This is a genomic window from Mesorhizobium sp. RSR565B, assembly GCF_054719465.1.
Genome location: NZ_JBTTIE010000001.1, coordinates 2736634 through 2758480, shown reverse-complemented (window position 1 = coordinate 2758480; position 21847 = coordinate 2736634). Strand labels below are relative to the sequence as shown.

Below are 21847 nucleotides of genomic sequence, written 5' to 3'. Positions count from 1 at the left end.
GAGCCGCGGCGTTTTCTTGCATCAAGTGATGTCAGCTCAGCTCGACGGCTGAGGCTCCATGCCGCCTTCGGGCTCGGGACCCTTCTTGCGGCGGCCGGACTTCGGCACAGCCGAGCCGCGGCTTGTGGGGGTGTCATCCCCCAAATCTCGCGCGGGCTTCTGCCCGGCGATCAGCTGCTTGATCTCTTCGCCCGAAAGCGTCTCGTATTCGAGCAGGCCCTGCGCCAGAGCGATCCATTCCTTCTTCTTCTTGGTCAGAATGGACTTGGCCGTGACATAGGCCTCGTCGATCAGCCGGCGCACTTCGGCGTCGATGATCTGCGCGGTCTCTTCCGAGACGTTCTGCGTGCGCGCCACCGAATGGCCGAGGAAAACCTCTTCCTGGTTGTCGCCATAGGCGACATGGCCGAGCTTGTCGGAGAAGCCCCAGCGCGTGACCATGGCGCGCGCCAGCTTTGTCGCCTGCTCGATGTCCGAAGAGGCGCCGGAGGTGATGTTCTCCTTGCCGAACTTGAACTCCTCTGCGACGCGGCCGCCCATCATGATGGCAAGCCGCGAGATCATGTATTTGTAGCTCATCGAATAGCGATCGCCTTCCGGCAGCTGCATGACCATGCCGAGCGCGCGACCGCGCGGGATGATGGTCGCCTTGTGCAGCGGATCGGCCGACGGCACGTTGAGCGCCAGGATGGCGTGGCCGGCCTCGTGATAGGCCGTGAGTTCCTTTTCGGCCTGGGTCATGGCCGACGAGCGGCGCTCGGCGCCCATCATGATCTTGTCTTTGGCGTCCTCGAACTCGGCCATGGTGACAAGTCGCTTGTTGCGGCGCGCCGCCATCAGAGCGGATTCATTGACCAGGTTCATCAGGTCGGCGCCCGAGAAGCCCGGCGTGCCGCGTGCGATCACCTTGAGGTCGACATTCGGCGCCAGCGGCACGTTGCGCACATGCACCTTGAGGATCTTCTCGCGGCCGACGATGTCGGGGTTCGGCACCACCACCTGGCGGTCGAAACGGCCCGGACGCAGCAGCGCCGGGTCGAGCACGTCGGGCCGGTTGGTGGCGGCGATCAGGATGATGCTCTCGTTGGACTCGAAGCCGTCCATCTCGACCAGCAGCTGGTTCAGCGTCTGTTCGCGCTCATCATTGCCACCGCCGAGGCCGGCGCCGCGATGGCGGCCGACAGCGTCGATTTCGTCGATGAAGATGATGCAGGGAGCATTCTTCTTGGCCTGGTCGAACATGTCGCGGACACGGCTTGCGCCGACGCCGACGAACATCTCGACGAAGTCGGAACCCGAAATGGTAAAGAACGGCACATTGGCCTCGCCGGCGACGGAGCGGGCGAGCAGCGTCTTGCCGGTGCCGGGAGGTCCGACCAGAAGCACGCCGCGCGGGATCTTGCCGCCGAGGCGCTGGAACTTCTGCGGATCGCGCAGGAACTCGACGATCTCTTCCAGATCTTCCTTGGCCTCGTCGACGCCGGCGACATCCTGGAAGGTGACGCGGCCATGCGCCTCAGTGAGAAGCTTGGCCTTCGACTTGCCGAAACCCATGGCGCGGCCGGAGCCGGACTGCATCTGGCGCATGAAGAATATCCACACGCCAAGGATCAGGATCATCGGCAGGTAGGAGATCAGATAGCTGAACAGCGAGTTGGAACCGTCCGACTCAGGCCGCGCATTGATGGTGACGTTCTTGTCCTGCAGCCGCGAGACCAGCTGCGGATCGCCAGGCGAATAGGTCTGGAAGCCATTGGCGTTGTCGGCGTAGGTGCCCGTGATGCGGGCGCCGGCGATGACCACCGTCTTGACCCGGCCGGCCGCGACCTCTTGCAGGAACTGCGAATAGGGAACGTCGGTCGAGGCCCCGCGAGTCTGCGGCGTCTGGAACAGATTGAAGAGAGCAATGAGCAGGACCGCTATGATCGCCCAGAGCGCGAGATTGCGATAATTCGGATTCATCAATTGTCCCGTTGGTGCCCGCTGGGACACGCGTCATGAGAGGAAACTTGCGCCTAACATAGGGAGAGCGCCCCCCCTTGCCAAGCATAACAGCACGTCTGGGTTAAGCTTTCGCGCCATGATCAACCGGCACTGTGGCGGCCAAAGGGCAAGCCGGAACAGGCGGTGCGCCGATCAACTCGGCGACGGGCTGCGCCAACACCAGATCGAAGCAAGGCAGGAAACGGGCAAAGGGGGCAGCGGCGGGGCTGACCGCGATTGCCGCCGCCGCCGCTACATCCCCTGCAAAACCACGGCATTCGCCGCCGCGCCACAGCGCCGGTTCCGCAGCCAGGGCGGCGCGCACAAGGCTTGGCGGCGCGCCATCCCCGGCAATCGGCGTTTTGGCGGCGGCAGCGGCGCCAAGCGGCGCGATCAACCATGCACCCGGACTGTCGTCCAATGTGATCGCCCCGGCTTCGATGTGTGGCGTGATCCGCCGGCGACCGTCCCAAAGCAGAGTGCCAGCTACCGGCGCGGGACGCGGCAGGTCGCGCGATTCACGGCGCAGGAAGATGCCGTTTCGCCTGATATCGACGACCGCCCGCGACAATGTGGCGCAAAGCCGACCGGCCCGCATTTGCTCGAACAGCGCTTCGCTGCGCGCCTGGTCCGGCAACAAGGCGGTGCCGCCCGTCACCGCCAGCAGAACACGCAGCGCATAGACCGCGGCTTGCGTGTCATCCGCTTCCGCCAAACCGAGATCGAGACGGATGAGACCCCTCGCCGGCCGGCTGGCAAATTCACCGATCAGGGCGGCGGCGCGGCGACCGAGTTCCTCGCGATCGCCGGCAGCCCGCCCAGCCAGGCCGATTGCCTCGGCAAAACGCTGCCCGCTCCGGTCTTCGCCGAGCACGGCCCGGATGCGCGGGCGTTCGAAATTCGTGTCGATGTTGGTCGGATCCTCCGCCCAGCCGACATGTTCGCGCTGCAGGAAGGCGCGCAACGCCGCGCGCCGTACGCCGAGCAGCGGCCGCGCGATCCAGATCCGCCAGTCATAGAGGGTGGCCGGCGCCATGCCGGCGAGACCTCGGCCTGCAAGCTCTCGCCCGTCATTCCGCGCGACTCGCATCAGGACGGTCTCGGCCTGGTCGTCGGCGGTGTGGCCGGTCACGATCACACCGATGCCTTGCGCCTGCGCTGCCTCGGCCAGCAACCGGTAGCGCGCCTCTCGCGCCGCCGCGGGCAGGCCGGCCGACGGCTTGGCGCCGGACCAGTTGAGCGTCCGGTGCGCGATGCCGCGCTCGGCACAAAGCTTTGCCACGCTGCGCGCTTCGACTGCTGCTTCCGGACGCAGGCCGTGGTCGATCGTCACCGCCAGCAGCCGGGCTGTCGGGGCGCTGCGGTCGAGGTGAGCCTTGAGGAGAAGAAGGAGGGCGGTCGAGTCGCTGCCGCCGGACACGGCCGCAAGCGCGCCGTTGGTAAAGTCGATCTGCGAAAAATTCGAAAGGTCAGGCTCGGTATCGAGCATCAATGCATGTCGCGCAAAAGTGGTCCCGGTTCTGGGACAACACGGCAAAGACTAGCACGCCGCCAGCGCCCTCTCCTGCTTGACGCGTTCCTTGAGCGCGGCCGAAATATCGGGATAGCGCTTGCCGATCTCGCCGAAGGTGGCGCAGGCGACATCCTTCTGCTTGAGGCCGACCAGCGACACGCCAAGCTTCAGGAGCATGTCAGGCGCCTTCTTGGCCTTCGGATAGTCCTTGCTGGCGGAGAGGAAAACCTCGGCAGCGTCATGATACTTCTGCTGGCCAAGCAGCGATTCGCCAAGCCAGTAATGCGCGTCCGCCGCCTTGGCGTCCTTCGGGAAGCGGGCGATGTGGTCGCGAAAACCCTGCTCGGCGGTGCTGTAGTCGCCCGACAGGATGAACTGGTAGGAGTTGCGGTAGATCTCTTCCGGGTTGTTGGTGGCAGGCAGCGCCGCCACCACCGTGCCGTCCGACTTGCCGGTCTTAGCCCCGGCAGCCGGCGCCTCGGCGGCGGGAGCCGCACCTTCCGCCGGCGCCGCTGCCTGCGTGTTGCCGCCGGCGTCGATTACATTGCCGTTCTTGTCGACGGTAATGGTGCCGAAGGTCTTGGGCGGCGTGCCGTTGATCACCTTGCCGGGATCGCCGGTCTGCGATTCGACGATGACCTCGCCGACGCTCTGGCCGCCATCCGACTGCGCGCCGGCATCGGCCGGCGCCTGGTCTGCCGGGGCCTCGGCGACGCCGGTGCCCGCGCCACCGTCCTGCGGCGCGGCCTCCGATTTCTTCTGGGCCGGCGGCTGCCCGCTGGAGCCGCCTTCCAACTGCTGGAAGCGGAACTCGTTGTCTTCCTGCTGCTTGCGCATCTGCTCCTGCATCTGCAGGATCTGGAAGTTGAGTTCCTCGAGCTTGCCGTTCATCTGCCGGAGCTGATCTTCCAGCCCCGCGGCGGCGGTGCCGTCCTGCTGCTGCGCGATCTGTTGCTGCTCCGGCTTCTCCTTCTTGCCGAAAATGCCGAGCGTCGGCAGATGGAAGGAAAAGCCGCTATCCGCGGGTTGTCCGGTGCCGCTCGCAGAAGCCGCGAAGCCTGATACGAGCAGCAGCGCAAGCGTGCCGCTCAAGACCGATCTGAAATGCATGTGCCTCTCGCCGTGAATATCGTGAGCCTGTTCGCGCCTTCCGATCACAGTGGGACCGGCACGACGCCCTCGGCTCTTAGCAGGAGGGGAGACTTCGGCCAAATTTTGTTTCCGGGTTTGTTTCCGGGGCCGAAACTGAAAAAGGCGGCCACAAGGCCGCCTTTCGCATGGAGGTGTTGCAATTATGCGACTAAGGCCGCCGTCTTACTCATCAGGAGCCGGCGCCGGAGAGCGTGGTGACGGCGCGGCGATTCTGCGACCAGCAGGAGATGTCGTCGCAGACCGCGACCGGACGTTCCTTGCCGTAGGAAATCGTCTTCAATCGGCTCGCCGAAACGCCCCTGGCGACCAGGAAGTCGCGGGTGGCGGCGGCGCGGCGGGCGCCGAGAGCCAGATTGTATTCACGCGTGCCGCGTTCGTCGGCATGGCCTTCGACGACGATGGCGTACTGCTTGTACTGGTTGAGCCACTGCGCCTGGCGCGACAGCGTCGTCTGCGCATCGGCGCGGATCGCGGTCGAGTCCGTGTCGAAGAAGATGCGGTCGCCAATGTTGACGGTGAAGTCCTGCGCCGAGCCCGGCGTTGCCGCACCCGCGCCATTGAGACCGAGATCGGCAGCGTTGTTCGGGGTTTTCTTCGAGGCGCAACCGGTGATGGCGAGCATCGCGATCAGGGCGATCATCGCCGGGTTTCTGGTAAGTGCTGCGATACGGCCCATGCCGCCTCTCCTTCGTATTCGAGTGACTTCGTTGATCACCCAGTAACCACGTTTGGGTTAACCGGCATTCAAGAAACACGGTTAAAATTTGGTTTCAGCCGCCGTCCCCAGCCAAAATGACCTGATGCCACAATGGTCGCGGACCGTAGGCGGAAATGCGGCCAAAACGCGACTTTGGCGTGAAAAAAGCCCCAAAACGGGGCTTTTAAGGTAGTGTTGCCGAGTTGCAACGAAGCGAGCGGACCAGGCCGAAAGTTGGTTACTCCAGCAGCGGCGACCAAGCGGGGTCCGACGCGAAATTCGCGGTCGGGATCGACTGTTCGTTGCGGTCGGTGAGATCGACGGAGACCAGTTTTGGGCCGCCGGCGGAGTCGCGGAAGAACATCAGCACGCGGCCGTTGGGCGCCCAGGTCGGTCCCTCCTGCTGGAAGCCCGAGGAGAGGATGCGCTCGCCCGAACCGTCGGTCTTCATGACGCCGATCTGGAATTCGCCGCCGGTCTGCTTGGTGAAGGCGACGAGGTCGCCGCGCGGCGACCACACCGGCGTCGAATAGACGCCGTCGCCGAACGAAATGCGGGTCTGGCCCGAGCCGTCGGCGCCCATCACATAAATCTGCGCACGGCCGCCACGATCGGAAGTGAATACCACCTTGCTGCCGTCGGGCGAATAAGAGGGCGAGGTGTCGATGGCGGTCGAGTTGGTCAGCCGGGTGGTCGAGCGGCTTCGCAGGTCCATGGCGAAGATGTTGGAATTGCCGTCATCGCGCAGCAGGCTCATGATCACCTTCTGGCCGTCGGGCGAGAAGCGCGGCGCAAAGGTCATGCCGGGAAAGTTGCCGACCAGTTCGCGCTGTCCGGTCTCGATCTGCAGCAGATAGACCCGCGGCTGGCCGCTTTCATACGACATGTAAGTGATTTCCTGCCGATTCGGCGAGAAACGCGGCGTCAGCACGATCGAGCGGCCATCGGAGAGATAGCGCACATTGGCGCCGTCCTGGTCCATGATGGCGAGCCGCTTCTTACGCGCATTCTTGGCGCCGGATTCGTCGATGAAGACGACGCGTGTGTCGAAATAGCCCTTCTCGCCGGTGAGCTTCTCATAGATCGCATCGGCGATGATGTGGGCGACACGGCGTTGATTTGCGTCGTTGGCGAAAAACTGCTCCCCGGCTATCTGCTGGTTGCCAAAAATATCCCATAGTCGGTACTGGGCGCGGATTCGGCCGTCCGCCTCCTTGCTCACGCTGCCGGTGACCAGCGCCTGCGCATTGATCACCTTCCAGTCGTCGAAACGGGGCTGCGCATCCGGATTGGCGATCTTCTCGATGAAGGCGTTCTTGTCTATCGGTGCGAAGAGACCGGAGCGCTTCAGGTCGGCGGTGACGATCTCGGAAATCTGCGCGCCGAGCCCTCCCTGGAAATCTGGGATGGCGATCGGCATCGGTTCGACATTGCCTTTGTTGACGTTGAGCTCGAGGGTTGCTCGAGCAGGCAAGGTGACGACGGCGTTCATGCCCATCGCCATCGCGGCGACCATCAGGAGCGGCTTGAGGATGGATTTCATGTCTTCTCGCTTCTCTTGCTGATTTCTGGGTGCTCAGGCTACAGGCCAAGCATCGCTCTGGGATCGAAGTTGACGCGAACGTCGGACCAAATGTCATGCTTTCCGGCGGGCACCTGCAGGCCGGCGACATCGCATTTCTGCACAGCGCGAACCGCGCTGCTGTCGAACTGGGGGTTGCCGCTGGACTTCTCGACGGTCGGACGGCCCTCCAGCTTGCCGGAGGCATCCAGGCTGAAACGGATCACCACGGTGAAATCCTCAGAACCCTCAAGCCCAACCGGGAGGGTCCAGCAGCCACCGAGTTGTTCTTCCAATGCCCCTTGCTCGGACTTCGACAGCTTCTGGCCTTGATCCTTGTCGCCGCCTAGCGATGCCTGTTGGGTCGAGCGCTTGGCGCCGCCGCCGGATGGCTTCTGCTTGTCGAGCAAAGCCTTAATGTCAGCCTCATTGAACTGCTTGTCATCCGACTTCGGCTTCGACGAGGCTTCCTTGACTGGCTTGTCAGCGTCCTTGCGGTCCGGTGCCTTCGCGCTTTCGGCCTGCGCCGGCTGCGGCTTCGGCCGTGCTTCGGGAGCAGGAGCGGAAGTCGGAAGCTGCGCTTCTTCCAGAGGCTGCTGATCCGATATGGCTTCGGCGACCGCATCGGGCTTCACGCGTGGCTTCGGCTCTATGGCGGCGGTCGTGTCCGGCTGCGGTGTTGGTGCAGGCTCCTTCACCGGGGTCGGCTTCGGTTCAACCTGCTTCACCGGCTCGGGCTTGACCTCTTCCTTCGGCTGCGGCTCCGGCGCCACCTCCGTCGCAGGTGTCGGCTTCGGCGCTTCCTTTGGCTTCGGCGTGTCCTCGGTCTTCGGCTTTTCGGTCGGGGTCGGCGCCGGAGCAGCCGTCGCTGTTTTCTCCACCGGCTTCGGCTTGGGCTCGTCCGTCACCGGCTTGTCGGTATCAACGCTGTTCTCGCCGATTTTCTGTGCATCTGGCACGATGTCGGGACGCTTGGTCGGCATCGGCGCCGGCTTTTCGTGCATCACCGCCTTCTTGTCGCCCTGCAGCGTCTGCGCAATGGCTTCCATGGGAACGATGTCGACCGCTATCGACTCCACATCCGTGGACGGCAGCGCGGCCGGCGCCGACAGGGTGAACAGGCCGAAAGCCAGTGCCACCGTATGCAGTATCACCGATGTGGTGAGGCCGGTCTTCATCGTGCGTCTACTGATCCTGTTGCTGCAGTGAAATCAGGCCGATATTCTTGTAGCCGGCGGCCTGGATGAGGGCCATGACCTCCATCGCGGCCCCATAGTTGGTCGCCTTGTCGCCGCGGATGAAGATGCGCTCTTCGTAGCCGGTCTTGGAAATCGCCTGCAGTTTGGCGACCAGCTCTTCCCTTGGGATTTCGGTCTCCTGCAGGAAAATCTTGCCGGCCGCGTCGATCGAAACGGTGATCGGCTGGGTGTCGGCGTTCATAGCCTTGGCCTTCGTCTCCGGCAGGTCGACCGGCACTCCGACCGTCAACATAGGTGCGGCGACCATGAAGATAATCAAGAGCACCAGCATCACGTCGACCATCGGCGTGACGTTGATTTCCGACATCAATGCATGGTGGCGGCCGCGCCGCCTGTGTCCGCGCCCGCCGCGTCCTGCCATGCCAACCGACATACCCATCTTCTTACCTCAGCCCTTAGGCGCTACTTTTTCATCGATTTGGCGCGAGAGTATGGCGGAGAACTCATCCGAGAACCCTTCCATCCGCACCGCGATCTTGTTCGCGTCGGATGACAGCTTGTTGTAGGCGATAACCGCCGGTATGGCGGCGAGAAGACCGATGGCCGTCGCCAGCAGCGCTTCGGCAATGCCGGGTGCAACAACCGCGAGACTGGTGTTCTTCGAACCGGCAATCGCCTGGAACGAGGTCATGATGCCGATGACGGTGCCGAACAGGCCGATGAAGGGTGCGGCCGAACCAGTGGTGGCGAGAAAGCCGAGACGGCCCTCCAGCTTCTCCATCTCGCGCGTCAACGCCAGGTCCATCGCCTTGTCGATGCGGGTCTGCAGGCCGAGCGGCGATTTGGCCCCCTTCTCGAAGCTCTTCTTCCATTCGCGCATGGCCGCAACGAAGATCGCACCCATGCCCGTGGTCTTGCGGTCGGCAAGCGTGCGATAGAGCTCTTCCAGCGACTGCCCCGACCAGAACACCTGTTCGAAGCGATTGAGCGACAGACGCATGCGGGCATAGCTGACCAGCTTGTCGACGATGATCGCCCAGGTCCAGACCGAGGCGCAGAGCAGACCGATCATGACCAGCTTGACCACCCAGCTGGCCTGTGTGAACAGCGCCCAAATCGACAATTGCGCTGCCGGATCGGCGAGTGCGGTAGTTTCCATGCTTCAGTCCTTAAGATTTTCCGGGCATCGCTGGCGGCTGGCCCATGGGCATCCCTTGTGGTCCGTTCGCGCTTGGCTTCCGGATTAACCCCAAAATGCACCGTTGGCGGCCTTTTCAGGGCAAATATTGGTGAAAGGAAGGCGCGCGGATTCTTCCAATCTTCACCGATCTCTTCATGAACCGTTATGGTTAAGGATGGGTTAGGAAATATGGCGCGGCGCATTGCCGCGCCAAGGCACGACGCGGGCCATCCATCCACAATCGAATGCGCTGCCGATTGGCCGCTCGTTGCCGGCCGGCAGGCCTGGATATCAGCTTGCTCCTGGTAGAAAGGCCGCGATCCATTCTTTCGGAAAGCGCTTCGGCCGGCCGTTCTCGCCGATGATCGCCGCCTCGACCTTTGCTTCGACCAGAACCTCTGTCCCGCGTTTCAATTGCTGCGCCATGACGATGCGGGCGCCGGAAATATCCTGCGTTGATGTGTCGATGGTCAGGATGTCGTCCATGCGGGCAGGCGAGCGGAAATCTATCTCCATCCGCCGCACCACCCAGACGATCCGTTCGCCGTGCTTGCCTTCCTGAAGTTCTGTGTGGTGGACGCCCGCCAGCCTGAGATAGTCCGAGCGGCCGCGCTCGAAGAATTCGAGATAGCGCGCGTGGTAGACGACGCCGGAGAAGTCGGTGTCGGCATAGTAGACCCGCGCCATCAGCCGATGGCCGAATTCCGTCAAGGCTCCGGAAAGCCCGCCGGCAAGCGCCGCCGATTCACCATGATCGTCCATCGCGCTTTCCTTTTTGCCCCCGGCGGGGCACCTGTCTTGCCAAAATCACCAGCGCAGCAAACCGGATGGCACTGTTGACGGCGAGGATCAAGACCTTGATGGCAGCGCTGCTGGTGCTGGCGGCGTCTGCGCTTCCCGGTCAGGCCGCGAGCTTTTCGATGAAGCGCGGCCTCAACCTCGACCAGTGGACGACCTGGGTCGGGGAAGACAAATGGAACGACCGACAAGCCATCCTGCCCTATCCGGAATGGCGCAAGTTCCTCGACGAGGGTGACCTCAAGGCGCTGAAGGCCGCCGGTTTCGACTTTCTGCGCATGCCGGTCGATCCCTCGCCGTTTATGTCGGATCAGACACTGGCGCTGCGTGACGACCTTTATGCCAGCGTGCGGGACTCGGCGCGCATGATCAACCGGGCCGGTCTGAAAGTGATCGTCGACATGCACCTGATCCCGGCCGGCGGCGGCCGCGAGATCGGCATGGGCCAGGTGATGGACGATCCCGCAACCTTCGACGCCTATGTCGAGGTCGTCCGCAAAATGGCGCGCACGCTTGCCACTGAGGACCCGGCGCAGGTCGCTTTCGAGCCGATGAACGAGCCTATCGTCGACTGCGACAGCGATGGCACCAGCCTGTGGCCGGAGCGTCAGCAAAAGCTGTTCGCGGCCGCGCGCGCCTCGGCCACCAGGCTGACGCTGATCCTGACCGGCGCCTGTTATTCGAATGCGGCTTCGCTGGTCAGGATCGACCCAAAGTCGATCCCCGACGACAACCTCATCTGGACCTTCCACTCCTACGACCCGTTCCTGCTGACGCATCAGGGCGCGACCTGGGCCGGCGATTTCATTCTTTATGTTACCGGGCTGCCCTATCCGCTGACCGCGGTGCCGCGCGCCGAGCTCGATGCGACGCTGGATGCGATCCGCGCCAAGATAAAAGCCGAGGCGCCATGGACCAAACGGAACGGCCTGCTCGCCTATCTCGATGAACAAGCCGCCAGCATGGACACGGACGAAAAGCTGCTCGGCGTCATGGATGCGCCGTTTGAAAAGGTCGAGGCCTGGGCAAAGGCCAACGCCATCAAGCCGGAAAACATCACGCTGGGCGAGTTCGGCATGATCCGCCAGGAGTATGGCAACCCCTATGTGATGCCGCCCAAATACCGCGCCGCCTATGTCAAGGACATGATCGCGCGCGCCGAGGCGCATGGCTTCTCATGGTCGGTGTGGAGTTTTGGCGGCGCCTTCGGCATCGTCGATGCCTTCAACGGCGAAAAGGCCGAACCCGCCGTGATGGATGCAATCCGCTCGCTCCATTAGCCCTAGGGCATGTCGAGATCCAGATCAGGCCGAGTCGGAAATGAGGGGTCCGAGAACCGGAACGGAGCGGACTTTGGTCCGTGACTACCGGAAGCGCAGGAACACCTCATTTGCAGGCCGGCATCACCTGAATACCGGCATGCTCTAACCGAGGTCGATCTGTAGGATCTCCGGCCGCATGCCAAAGCGCACCGGCGCGATGCTGAAGCCGAGCCCGCCTGACACGATCAAATTGCGGTCATTCTCGACGACATGGCCATAGGCAAAGCGGTTGCCGAAGCGGGACGGCACCACCGGTGAATAGCCGAACAGCCTGACCTGCCCGCCATGTGTGTGGCCCGACAGCGTCAGCGAAACCCGCCACGGCACTTTCGGGAAAATGTCAGGCTCATGCGCAAGCAGGATGATCGGTGCCTAGTCGGTGATCTTGGCCAGCGTGCCGTCGAGATCGTCGAGGCCTTCAAATTTGTCGCGGCCTGCGGCCTTGTTCGGTAACAGGGCCAGCTGGTCGGCGAGTCCGGCGATCCAGAAGCCGTATCCATTCTTTTCCAGACGCACAGCGTCGTTCTCCAGAACCGAGATGCCGGCTTCCTCCAATGCCTTGCGCGCCACAGTCGGCCCCGCTCCGGCCTGCTGCGCGAAAGGATCGTGCCACCAGTCGTGATTGCCGAGGATCGACAGGACACCAAGCGGCGCCTTCAGTCCTGACAAGGCCGGCGCCCATTCATGGGCCTCCACCCGGTTCGTCACCAGGGACATGCCTGAGATATAGTCGCCGAGCAGTACGATCAGATCGGGCTGCAGCACGTTCGCACCCTCGACGAGCGAAGCGATCCGCTCAGGCGTCATCCAGGGGCGGCAGGCGTGAATATCGGCAAGTGCTACAACGCGCAGCTTCAAGCCCGCCGGCCAATGCGGCGGCGTCAGCCGGTAGCGCTTCACATGGGTCAACAGCATCGGCTCGATGCCGACCGCATAGGCACTGAGCGACGCCAGCGAGAGGAACGAACCCCCGACGAATTTCAGGAACCCGCGTCTGGTGATCACTTTTCTGGCTCCGACGCTTGATCGGAGCAGTTCGCGCCGACACTACGACGCCCGATAGCATCCAGGAATGCGCCTTCACGCTGGCAGGCTTGAGGAAATTCTGCGCAGACAGCCCGTTCCGGAGGACAAATCTCCGTTACTCTTCCTGGAACAGGTTGATCTGCTGCTGCGCCAGATCCTTCGGTGCGTCGAGGCCGAGATGGCGCCAGGCATTGGCGGTCAGCACGCGGCCGCGTGGCGTGCGTTGGATGAAACCCTGCTGGATCAGATAGGGCTCGATAATGTCCTCGATGGCGTCGCGCGGCTCGGACAGGCCGGCGGCGATGGTTTCGATGCCGACCGGCCCACCACCGAAATTGCGCGCGATCATCGAGAGATAGCGGCGGTCGAGCGCGTCGAGGCCGAGCGCGTCGACCTCCAGCCGCGTCAGGGCTTCGTCGGCAACCTGCTTGTCGACGTGACCGTCGCCGGCAACGGAGGCGAAGTCGCGCACCCGGCGCAGCAGCCGGCCGGCGATGCGCGGCGTGCCGCGGGCGCGACGTGCGATCTCCAGCGCGCCATCGTCGCCAAGCGGCATTTGCAGGATGCGGGCGCCGCGCCGCACGATCTGCTCCAGTTCCTCGACAGAATAGAAATTGAGCCGCACCGGAATGCCGAAACGGTCGCGCAGCGGGTTGGTCAAAAGGCCGAGCCTGGTGGTGGCGGCGACGAGCGTGAAGCGGGCAAGATCGATCTTGACCGAGCGTGCCGCCGGACCTTCGCCGATGATCAGGTCGAGCTGGAAATCCTCCATCGCCGGATAGAGGATTTCCTCGACTGCCGGATTGAGCCGGTGGATCTCGTCGATGAACAGTACATCGCGGTCTTCCAGATTGGTGAGAAGTGCGGCGAGATCGCCGGCCTTGGCGATCACCGGACCGGAGGTCGAGCGGAAATTGACGCCGAGCTCGCGCGCCATGATCTGCGCCAGCGTTGTCTTGCCAAGCCCCGGCGGCCCGACGAACAGCACATGGTCAAGCGCCTCGCTGCGGCCCTTGGCGGCCTCGATGAAGACTTTGAGGTTGGCCCGCACCGCGGCCTGGCCGACGAAATCGGCGAGCGTCTGCGGCCGCAAGGTCTGCTCAGCATCCTCGCCGCGCTTTTCCGGGGCAATGAGGCGGGGTGAAAGGCTCATGCGGCCTTCCTCGCACAGGGCAAAGGACCGGACAAGCAATCACTCACCGCGCCAGTTCCTTCAGCCCGAAACGAATGAGCTTCGAGGCATCGGCGTCCTCGCCGGCCGTCTTCAGCGCCGCCGCGACAGCATTGGCTGCGGTGTCGCGCGAATAGCCGAGATTAACCAGCGCCGAGACGGCGTCGGTGATGGGCGCCGGCGCCACGCCTTCCCCGAGTTCCTGCTTCAGGCCGATGGCGCCGGAGGCGGTTCCGGCATAGGCCGGCGCCTTGTTCTTCAATTCGGTGACGATGCGCTCGGCCACCTTCTTGCCGACGCCGGGCGCGCGGCTGACCATGGCGATGTCGCGCAGCGCGATCGCATTGGCGAGGTCGGCCGGCGCCAGCGTCGACAGGATGGCCAGCGCCACCTTGGCGCCGACGCCTTGCACATTGCTCATCAACAGCCGGAACCATTCGCGCTCAAGCACCGATTGGAAACCGTAGAGCCGGATCATGTCCTCGCGCACATAGGTCTCGATGAACAGCACCACCGCCTCGCCGGGCGAAGGCAGCGCGGCCAGCGTGCGCGCCGAGCAATAGGCGACATAGCCGACGCCGTGCACATCGACGAGGCAGAAATCCTCGTCGATCTCGTCCAGCGTGCCTTTCAATTTGCCGATCATGCGTGATCCCTCATGCCAGCGCCATCCTGTAGGCGACGCTTTGCCGGTGATGCGCGTGGCAGATGGCGATAGCTAGCGCGTCGGCGGCATGTTCGGTGTCGAAAACGGCTTTCGGCAACAGCACCTTGACCATCATGTGGATTTGCTTCTTGTCGCCATGGCCAACGCCGATCACCGCCTTTTTGACGGCATTGGGGGCATATTCGGCGACGACAAGGCCGGCGAGCGCCGGCACCAGCATGGCTATGCCGCGCGCCTGGCCGAGCTTCAGTGTCGCCACCGCATCCTTGTTGACGAAGGTTTGCTCGACGGCCGCTTCCTGCGGCATGGCCGCATGCAGGATCTCGGCCAGCCCGTCATGCAATTGGCAGAGCCGTGTCGCCAGCGCCGCCTTGTCGTCGGAGCGTACAGTGCCGGAACTGATAAAGCGCAGCGAGTTGCCGAGGCTCTCGACGATGCCCCATCCGGTGCGCCTCAGCCCCGGATCGATACCGATAATGCGAATCGCTTCCCTCATGCGCGAAGTCTACCTCCGGCGCACAGCGATGTCAGGGAAATGTGAACAAACCGGAAACGGGAAGCGTTTAACCTCGAGCGAAAGCCGTATTCAGCAGCGTGATCTGGTCGGAAACCGGATTGGCGCGGCGGCCTGTTACCGGCGTCTCGGCAAACGCGCCGCCATAGATCTCTTCGTCCATGCGGCGCACCAGCGCCTGCAGGCGCAGCGAGCGGGTGACGAGGTCGAGGAAATCCTTCGGCAGTTCGCCCCAGCCGACCGCTTCGTCATGCGCCGAGGCGGTGTCGAGACGCACCTTGGATTTTTCCGAGGCGACCTGGTCGCGGGTCATCTCGCCGGAATTTGCCGCCCGCTGCAAAAGCAGCCAGGAGGCGACTTGCATCAACCTTGTGGTCAGCCGCATCGATTCGGCCGCATAGAGCGTCGCCGCCAGCCTGGACAGCTTCTTGGCCTCGGCCCGGCCCTTGCCGTCAAGATACTCGGCTGCCTGTTCGACCAGGCCCATGCCTTCCTGGTAGAGCGGTTTGAAGGATTGGGAGAAAACCCGGCGTTCCGCCAGCTTGATGGTTTTCGCGATGCCCTTCGAAGGCTCGTTCATCGATACGCCCCTGCACTGCCCCGTCGGCTGATTCGGCTTCTCGCCGTCACGCCGGCACCCTAGATGACTGAAGCTTGAAAATGCGCTTCGCCGCCGGCGAAGGCAAGCACATGTTTAACAAACGGTTAACGCCTGCGCAGGGGCGCCAAGCGGACCAAAAGCAGACAAAAAAAGAGCCGCGGATAAGGCGGCTCTCAGGAGTTTAACAGGGAGGCGTCAAACGAAGTGGCTCCAACCACTCGGTAAGAATCCAGATCACTGGACGGACATAGTAAACACCTGTAAAGCTTAATGAACCCTTAACGGCGCGGATATTTCTTGATCGACCGCTGCCCTTCTGTGCCGTATCAGCACAACGGTGCCCTAAGCCTGATCGTCGGCTTGTTCATGCCTTCTTCCACACAGCCGGCAAGGAAATGAAGGCGAACAGCAGCATTGCCGCATAAAACCCCATCGAGGAGGAAGCCAGCACCGGCTCGATCTCCGGATGGCCGGCAAGTTCAAAGTAAAGCCCAATCATCAGTGCGATGCCGCAGATTGCCGTCAGCCAGAAATGCACGACGGCAATCGTCTTTTGCCCGACCGCTGGAAACAGGTGGTAGAAGAAGGCAAACACCGCCGACATCAGCCAGCCCGCCACCATGGTGTGCGCGTGGGTCGGCATCTGCCCATGGTCATTGGAGATCGCCATATGCAGGCCGAGCGCCATGCCGCACAGGGAATAGAAGACGGCCAGGGTGAAGAAATTTCGTGCTACGCCTTGCATGGGATACCCTCGTTGGTTGTTGCAGACTTGGTCCGACCGCGCGCGGCCAAAATGGAGCGTCGGTCGCGAGCGGCTTAGTCCCCGCAGGTTTCAGGATCATGCCGCGAAACCAGCCAATGCCGACACGGCGTCTATCCGGCAAATGCCGGGTATTGTGCGGGCTGGCGGTAAAATCCGGCGACGGCGCCACCGCAACAAGCCGGCACCCACGCGGCATCTTCTGGATACATGTACGGAGATAATCCGCCCTCCTTCGGAAGCAGACGCGCGATAGCAGCGTTTACCCCCGGAACGATGCACAAGGAGCGGCAATGGACTGGTATTCTCTCTTCAAATTCCTGCATGTCATGGCAGCGATCCTCTGGCTCGGCGGCGGTTTCGCCATGCTGCTGGTTTCGATACTCGCCGATCGCGCCGGCGACGACGAGACGCTGATGGTCATGCTGAGAACGACGGACAAACTCGGCTTGCGTCTGTTCGTGCCGGCGTCTATCGCGACCCTGGCTTCTGGTCTGGTGCTGACTTCGCTATGGACCGGCTTCTCCGACCTTTGGGTCGTCATCGGCCTTTGCGGCTACGCCGCCGCGTTTCTGACCGGTATCCTCGTGCTCAAGCCTTCGTTCGAAAAGCTTGCCACAATGCTTGCCGCGGACGGCATGACCCCGGCTGCCATAGCGTTTGGGCGCCGCATGATACGGATCGTCAAGTTCGATTTCGTCATCATGATCGTCGTCGTCGCCGACATGGTGCTGAAGCCGACCGCGCACGATATCGCCACTCTCGGCGCAATGGCGGTCGTGGTCATGGGTGGTGCATCGCTGACCTTTGCGAGCGCCCCGCGAACCAAACCGGCAGCCGCCTGAGCGGGATTTAGAGCAGGCCGGCGATCCCGTCCCAAAGCAGCTTGACCGCGACCACGGCCACGGTCGCGTAGGTGAAGGGATAAAAAATCTCCGGCCGCATGCGCCGCACCAGCCAGGCGCCGGCGATGGTGGCCAGCGGCGCCAGCGGCATCAGCACGGCCGACGCCGTCAGGTTGGCGGTGTCGAACTGGCCAAGCGCGAAGTAGGGGATCAGCTTCAGCGCGTTGGTGGCGGCAAAGAAGATCGCCGATGTCCCCGACAGCACCTTCGGATCGAGCCGGATCGGCAGCGCATAGACCTGGAAGGGGGGCCCGCCGACATGGGCGACGAAGCTGGTGAAGCCGGCGACGGTGCCCCAGAAGGCGGCGGCGATGCGGTTGGGCGCCGCCGCATGGTCGGAACCGTGGCGGAACTGGAGATAGAGCCAGCGCAGCACGAAGATCAGCGCGACAGCGCCGACGATCAGCCGCACCATCTCTTCGGTTACGAGCGCTGCCGTCAGCCAGCCGAGCCCAATGCCGATCACCGCGCCCGGCATCATGTCGACCAGCATCTTTCTGTCATACACACCCCACCACGTCCACACCGAAACGATGTCCATCAGGCACAGGATCGGCAGCAGGATGGCCGCCGCCTGCACCGGCGGCATGGCCAGCGCCATCAAAGGCACGCCAACGAAGCCGACAGCGCCGCCGAAGCCGCCTTTCGACAGCCCGACAAGTATCACCGCCGGAATGGCGGCGGCATAAAACCACGGATCGGCGAGCAGACCTGACATGAACTGGAAATGCTGGAGGGAAGACGGTTGCCCTGCAATAGCCCAGAAACCCTTGCGCCGCGACCGGGAAAATGCCGGCCGTGTCGATCAACTGTGCGTAAAGCGACGGTTCCGGATTTACGGCAAGATCGCCGCCGATGCATAAGGGCGCCGTCCGATGCATCAGGTTTTGACCCCAGGTTTTGGCCCCAGGTTTTGACCCCAGGTTTTTGACCCCAGGTTTTTGACAATGAGCGAACCCCACATCCGCCGCGCCGAAGCGGCCGACCTGCCTGCCATCGTAGCCATGCTCGCCGACGATCCGCTTGGCCGCAGCCGCGAGGATGCGACCGAGCCACTCGCCAAGGCCTATCGCGACGCCTTTGCCGCCATCGACGCCGACCCCAACCAGTTTCTTGCCGTGATGACGGATAGCGGCCGCGTCATCGGCACGTTGCAGATCAGCTATCTCGCCGGGCTGTCGCTGCAGGGCGCCTTGCGCGGCCAGATCGAGGCTGTGCGCGTCGTCGCAGACCGCCGCGGCGAACGGCTGGGACAGCGTCTGCTGGAATGGGCGGTCGAACAGTGCCGTGAACGCGGCTGCAAGATTGTCCAGCTGACCACCAACAAGAGCCGCCAGGACGCGCATCGCTTCTATGACCGGCTCGGCTTCAAGGCCAGCCACATCGGCTACAAGCTGGAGCTTAATTCAGTGGCGGCGGACGGCGCCGGATCGGCTGCGCCTTGATGATGGCGGTGCTGGTCTCCGCCTTGTCGGCGATGCGGTCGAGAAGCTTGTCGAGCTCGCCGATGGAGCGCACGTAGAGCCGGGCCACGAAACAGTCGTCGCCAGTGACCTTGTCGCATTCGCCGAATTCCGGGATCTCCTCGATCAGCTTCTGGACGATATGCAGCTTGCCCGGCAGTGGCCGCACCCGCACGATCGCCTGCAGCGGAAACCCCAGCGCCTCCGGGTCGATCTCGATGGTGAAGGCGCGGATGACGCCGCGTTCCTCGAGCCGCCGCAGCCGTTCCGAGACGCTCGGCGACGACAGCCCGACCTGCTGCGCCAGATCCTTCAACGAAGTCCGCGAATCCAGGATCAGGATGTCGAGAAGCTTTCTGTCCAACTCGTCCAACTTTATCATCTCCTCGCAAAAGGGCTGCGCGCACCTTATTGAATAAGGTCCTGCCCCCCTATCACCTTTCATAGGGTATATAAACCCTCAAGACGGCATGAGATTATGGCCTCAACAGATAGAGGTATTGTCATGGACAACACGGTACGCGGCACGATCGAGATGACGGCGGCGATGACGATCGTCGGCACGATCGGCTGGTTTGTCGTCATGTCGGGCCAGCCCGTCATGGACGTGGTGTTCTGGCGCTGCGCTTTCGGAGCGGTGGCGCTGCTGATCACCTGCGCGGCACTCGGGCTGCTGCGCGGCAGGCTGACGCTGCGCATTGTTGCCATCGCCGCTCTTGGCGGCGCGGCCATTGTCATCAACTGGCTGTTGCTGTTCAGCGCCTTCTCCCGCGCCTCGATCTCGATTGCCACGGCGGTCTACAACACGCAGCCCTTCATGCTGGTCGGCTTCGGCGCGCTGTTCTTCGGCGAGCGGCTGACCCTGGCCAAGCTGACCTGGCTCGGCATCGCCTTCGCCGGCATGCTGCTGATCGTGCAGACAGGGCCCGATGCGGGTGTCGGTTCCGGCATAACCGGCACAGATTATGTCATCGGCATCGTCATGGCGCTCGGAGCGGCCTTCTTCTGGGCTGTCGCGGCAATCGTCGCCAAGAAGCTCAAGGGCACCCCGCCGCATCTGATCGCGCTGATCCAGGTCTGCGTCGGCGTCGTCATGCTGGCGCCCTTTGCCAACCTCTCGCATTTGCCCGCCGATGCCTGGAGCTGGGCCATGCTGGCCACGCTTGGCGTCGTTCACACCGGCCTGGTGTACATATTGATGTACGCCGCCATCCAGAAACTGCCGACGCATCTGCAGGGGTCGCTGTCCTTCATCTATCCTGTCGTTGCGATCCTGGTCGATGTGATGGCCTTCGGCCACCGGCTGCATCCGGCCCAGCTCGTCGGCGCAGCCGCCATCCTGATCGCCGCCGCCGGCATGAATCTCGGCTGGACTTTGTGGAGGGCCAAATCGCCGGCCGAAAGCCCGCAAGCCGTCAAATGAGCCGCAGAGCGTCGGCTCGCCGGCGATCGTAAACCAAAGCCATCGCATCGATCCCCGCCCGCCTGTTCAAGGCGGGCGCTTTGTTCTATGCCGCAATGCAACCATCTTCGCCCGGCATAGGCGAAACCCGGGATCGAAAGCCATGAACGACGCAACACCCCCCAACCGCTGCCGCATCGTGCTGATCGCACCCAAGGACGCTCCGGCGCAGCGCATTGCGGCTGCCTTCGACGGCGGTGATATCGCTTCCCTGATCCTGCCTGAGAACGGCATGGACGAGGCTGCCTTCCAGGCCTTCGCAGAACAGATCGTACCGGCCGCGCAAGCGGCCGGCATCGCCGTCATCATCGCCGGCGATACCCGCATTGCCGGCCGTGTCCAGGCCGACGGCATTCATGTCGAGGTTTCCAAGGACGCGCTCGCCGAGACCATCGAACACTTCCAGGGCAAGATGATGGTCGGCGCCGGTGGCGCCAAGACGCGCGACGACGCGCTGGAACTCGGCGAAACCAGGCCCGACTACATCTTCTTCGGCCGCTTCGACTACGACAACAAGCCGGAACCGCATCCGCGCAACCTGTCGCTCGGGCAATGGTGGGCGGACGTGATTGAGATCCCTTGCATCGTCATGGCCGGTTCCGCCATCGCTTCGGTAGAAGCGGTGGCCGCCACTGGCGCCGAGTTCGTGGCGCTGTCCAGCGCCGTCTTTGCCGAAGGCGCCGATCCGAAGGCGGCGATTGCTGCCGCCAATGCGCTGCTCGACCAAACCGCGCCGCGCTTCGAGGGCTGACGTGGGCCGACCTGGACTTCCTCTCGCGGTTCTCGTTGCGGCCTTGATGAGCGGGGCAGCGATCGCGGCGGAGACCGTTCCGCTGCCGCAGCCGAGGCCGGACACCAGCGCGCCCGCCCTCAGCGTGCCGGATGCGGTCGCCCCCGATGCGGGTGCCCCAAAAGCCGGTGCCACGGATTCCGGCGTCCATATCGACAAGCCGATCGACACCCCGCTGCCGCAGCCGGCGACAACCGCGCCGCTGCCGTCGGCCGACGCGATCAACCCCGAACGTTTCGGCGCCAAGCCGGCGGACCCCGCCTATGGCGCTTTCCAGCGCGGTCTTTACAAGACCGCCTACAATCTGGCGTTGGTGCGGGCCAAGAATGGCGACCCGGCGGCGCAAACGCTCGTGGCCGAGATTCTGTCGCGCGGGCTGGGCGTGCCGCTCAACCCGGCTGAGGCCGCCAAATGGTATGCGCAGGCCGCCGAGCAGGGGATTCCTGAATCGCAGTTCCAGTATGCGCTGATGCTGCTCGACGGCCGCTACGTCAAGAAGGACGAGAAGGGAGCCTTTGCGCTGATGCAGGCCGCCGCCGAGGCCGGCAACCGGCTGGCGCAGTTCAACTTCGCGCAATTGCTCGTGCAGCAGGATCCGGGCGATGCCGGCATCGCCCGGGCTGTGCCCTATTATGAGCGTGCCGCGGCGACAGGGCTTGCCGACGCCCAGTATGCGATGGCGCAGGTCTATGCCAATGGCGTCGGCGGCAAGACGCGGGACGATGCAAAGGCGCGCAGCTTGCTGGCACAGGCTGCCAGGCAGAACTACGACACCGCGCAGATCGATCTTGCCGCCTGGATGATCGAGGGCCGGGGCGGTGTTCGCGACCTGAAATCCGGCTTCAACTGGATGAAGCAGGCAGCTGAAGGCGGCAATGTCGCTGCCCAGAACCGGTTGGCAAAGCTCTATATGGGCGGCATCGGCACCGACCCCGACCTGATCCTGGCCGGGGCCTGGTATGTGGTCGCCCGGCGCGCCGGCCTTATCGATCCGGAGATGGACGATTTCCTGCAAGGGCTGACCGACGACCAGACAAAGCAAGCCTTGCAGAAGGCCAACCGCCTGCCCTGACACGCAAC

General features: G+C 63.5%; 22 protein-coding genes and 1 pseudogene. 6 read left to right on the top strand and 17 right to left on the bottom strand.

The genetic code is table 11. The features are described 5' to 3' along the window. Window positions 1-36 precede the first annotated feature (36 nt). The 9 genes from ftsH to ybgC all read right to left on the bottom strand — a co-directional run bounded on the left by ftsH (window position 37) and on the right by ybgC (window position 10047). Entirely contained in the window at window positions 37-1962 is a 1926-nt protein-coding gene (gene ftsH / locus ACYG9R_RS13415) for an ATP-dependent zinc metalloprotease FtsH (protein WP_023673598.1), read from the bottom strand. 103 nt (window positions 1963-2065) lie between these two features. Then, window positions 2066-3472: a tRNA lysidine(34) synthetase TilS gene (gene tilS / locus ACYG9R_RS13410; protein WP_023824258.1), complete on the bottom strand. Its 1407-nt coding sequence runs from the start codon at window positions 3470-3472 to the stop codon at window positions 2066-2068. Window positions 3473-3523: 51 nt separating this feature from the next. Next, window positions 3524-4606 (bottom strand): tol-pal system protein YbgF, encoded by a 1083-nt coding sequence (gene ybgF / locus ACYG9R_RS13405; protein ID WP_023733018.1) that lies wholly within the window; start codon window positions 4604-4606, stop codon window positions 3524-3526. 211 nt (window positions 4607-4817) lie between these two features. Then, window positions 4818-5324, bottom strand: a complete 507-nt coding sequence (gene pal / locus ACYG9R_RS13400) for a peptidoglycan-associated lipoprotein Pal (protein WP_023684182.1) — start codon at window positions 5322-5324, stop codon at window positions 4818-4820. A gap of 259 nt (window positions 5325-5583) precedes the next feature. Beyond that, window positions 5584-6888, bottom strand: coding sequence for a Tol-Pal system beta propeller repeat protein TolB (tolB, locus tag ACYG9R_RS13395; RefSeq protein ID WP_460221829.1), 1305 nt, complete (start codon window positions 6886-6888; stop codon window positions 5584-5586). A 38-nt stretch (window positions 6889-6926) separates the two neighbouring features. Next, complete coding sequence (locus ACYG9R_RS13390) at window positions 6927-8084, bottom strand: energy transducer TonB family protein (protein WP_023699374.1); 1158 nt, start codon at window positions 8082-8084, stop codon at window positions 6927-6929. A gap of 7 nt (window positions 8085-8091) precedes the next feature. Then, window positions 8092-8544 carry a protein TolR gene (tolR, locus tag ACYG9R_RS13385; RefSeq protein ID WP_023673843.1) on the bottom strand — a complete coding sequence of 151 codons (453 nt, stop codon included), beginning with the start codon at window positions 8542-8544 and terminating at the stop codon, window positions 8092-8094. Between the two features lie 9 nt (window positions 8545-8553). Continuing rightward, the gene (gene tolQ, locus ACYG9R_RS13380; RefSeq protein WP_023673844.1) at window positions 8554-9264 is read right to left on the bottom strand and encodes a protein TolQ; all 711 of its coding nucleotides are present in this window, start codon (window positions 9262-9264) and stop codon (window positions 8554-8556) included. A gap of 312 nt (window positions 9265-9576) precedes the next feature. Beyond that, window positions 9577-10047 carry a tol-pal system-associated acyl-CoA thioesterase gene (ybgC, locus tag ACYG9R_RS13375; protein WP_023824259.1) on the bottom strand — a complete coding sequence of 157 codons (471 nt, stop codon included), beginning with the start codon at window positions 10045-10047 and terminating at the stop codon, window positions 9577-9579. Window positions 10048-10112: 65 nt separating this feature from the next. On the opposite strand from ybgC, the gene ACYG9R_RS13370 reads away from it, so the two are divergent. Further along, window positions 10113-11363 (top strand): glycoside hydrolase family 5 protein, encoded by a 1251-nt coding sequence (locus tag ACYG9R_RS13370; protein WP_023684178.1) that lies wholly within the window; start codon window positions 10113-10115, stop codon window positions 11361-11363. 144 nt (window positions 11364-11507) lie between these two features. Here the strand turns inward: ACYG9R_RS13370 and ACYG9R_RS13365 are convergent. The 6 genes and pseudogenes from ACYG9R_RS13365 to ACYG9R_RS13340 form a co-directional block, all read right to left on the bottom strand. After that, window positions 11508-12410: pseudogene (locus ACYG9R_RS13365) on the bottom strand (metallophosphoesterase). A gap of 136 nt (window positions 12411-12546) precedes the next feature. Further along, window positions 12547-13584, bottom strand: a complete 1038-nt coding sequence (ruvB, locus tag ACYG9R_RS13360) for a Holliday junction branch migration DNA helicase RuvB (protein WP_023688958.1) — start codon at window positions 13582-13584, stop codon at window positions 12547-12549. A 43-nt stretch (window positions 13585-13627) separates the two neighbouring features. Beyond that, complete coding sequence (gene ruvA / locus ACYG9R_RS13355; protein ID WP_023684176.1) at window positions 13628-14248, bottom strand: Holliday junction branch migration protein RuvA; 621 nt, start codon at window positions 14246-14248, stop codon at window positions 13628-13630. Window positions 14249-14258: 10 nt separating this feature from the next. Further along, on the bottom strand, window positions 14259-14765 hold the full coding sequence (ruvC, locus tag ACYG9R_RS13350; RefSeq protein WP_023688957.1) for a crossover junction endodeoxyribonuclease RuvC: 507 nt from the start codon (window positions 14763-14765) through the stop codon (window positions 14259-14261). Between the two features lie 67 nt (window positions 14766-14832). Next, a complete protein-coding gene (gene rcdA / locus ACYG9R_RS13345) occupies window positions 14833-15363 on the bottom strand; it encodes a protease adaptor protein RcdA (protein ID WP_023824260.1) in 531 nt (176 codons plus the stop codon). 385 nt (window positions 15364-15748) lie between these two features. Continuing rightward, entirely contained in the window at window positions 15749-16129 is a 381-nt protein-coding gene (locus ACYG9R_RS13340) for a hypothetical protein (RefSeq protein ID WP_023824261.1), read from the bottom strand. 311 nt (window positions 16130-16440) lie between these two features. Between ACYG9R_RS13340 and ACYG9R_RS13335 the strand changes: the two genes are divergently transcribed. Next, window positions 16441-16992 carry a DUF2269 family protein gene (locus ACYG9R_RS13335; protein ID WP_023824262.1) on the top strand — a complete coding sequence of 184 codons (552 nt, stop codon included), beginning with the start codon at window positions 16441-16443 and terminating at the stop codon, window positions 16990-16992. A gap of 7 nt (window positions 16993-16999) precedes the next feature. Here ACYG9R_RS13335 and ACYG9R_RS13330 read toward each other — a convergent pair whose 3' ends face one another. Then, the gene (locus ACYG9R_RS13330) at window positions 17000-17770 is read right to left on the bottom strand and encodes a sulfite exporter TauE/SafE family protein (RefSeq protein WP_023668765.1); all 771 of its coding nucleotides are present in this window, start codon (window positions 17768-17770) and stop codon (window positions 17000-17002) included. A gap of 229 nt (window positions 17771-17999) precedes the next feature. Between ACYG9R_RS13330 and ACYG9R_RS13325 the strand changes: the two genes are divergently transcribed. Then, the gene (locus ACYG9R_RS13325) at window positions 18000-18497 is read left to right on the top strand and encodes a GNAT family N-acetyltransferase (protein WP_023824263.1); all 498 of its coding nucleotides are present in this window, start codon (window positions 18000-18002) and stop codon (window positions 18495-18497) included. Here the strand turns inward: ACYG9R_RS13325 and ACYG9R_RS13320 are convergent. Next, complete coding sequence (locus ACYG9R_RS13320; protein ID WP_031199504.1) at window positions 18454-18897, bottom strand: Lrp/AsnC family transcriptional regulator; 444 nt, start codon at window positions 18895-18897, stop codon at window positions 18454-18456. The two genes, ACYG9R_RS13325 and ACYG9R_RS13320, sit on opposite strands and share 44 nt — an antisense overlap. Before the next feature lie 123 nt (window positions 18898-19020). On the opposite strand from ACYG9R_RS13320, the gene ACYG9R_RS13315 reads away from it, so the two are divergent. The 3 genes from ACYG9R_RS13315 (at window position 19021) to ACYG9R_RS13305 (ending at window position 21839) form a co-directional block, all read left to right on the top strand. Continuing rightward, window positions 19021-19938: a DMT family transporter gene (locus tag ACYG9R_RS13315; protein ID WP_023716071.1), complete on the top strand. Its 918-nt coding sequence runs from the start codon at window positions 19021-19023 to the stop codon at window positions 19936-19938. 142 nt (window positions 19939-20080) lie between these two features. Then, the gene (locus ACYG9R_RS13310) at window positions 20081-20728 is read left to right on the top strand and encodes a thiamine phosphate synthase (protein WP_023694592.1); all 648 of its coding nucleotides are present in this window, start codon (window positions 20081-20083) and stop codon (window positions 20726-20728) included. A 46-nt stretch (window positions 20729-20774) separates the two neighbouring features. Beyond that, the gene (locus tag ACYG9R_RS13305; RefSeq protein ID WP_023824264.1) at window positions 20775-21839 is read left to right on the top strand and encodes a tetratricopeptide repeat protein; all 1065 of its coding nucleotides are present in this window, start codon (window positions 20775-20777) and stop codon (window positions 21837-21839) included. Window positions 21840-21847 lie beyond the last annotated feature (8 nt).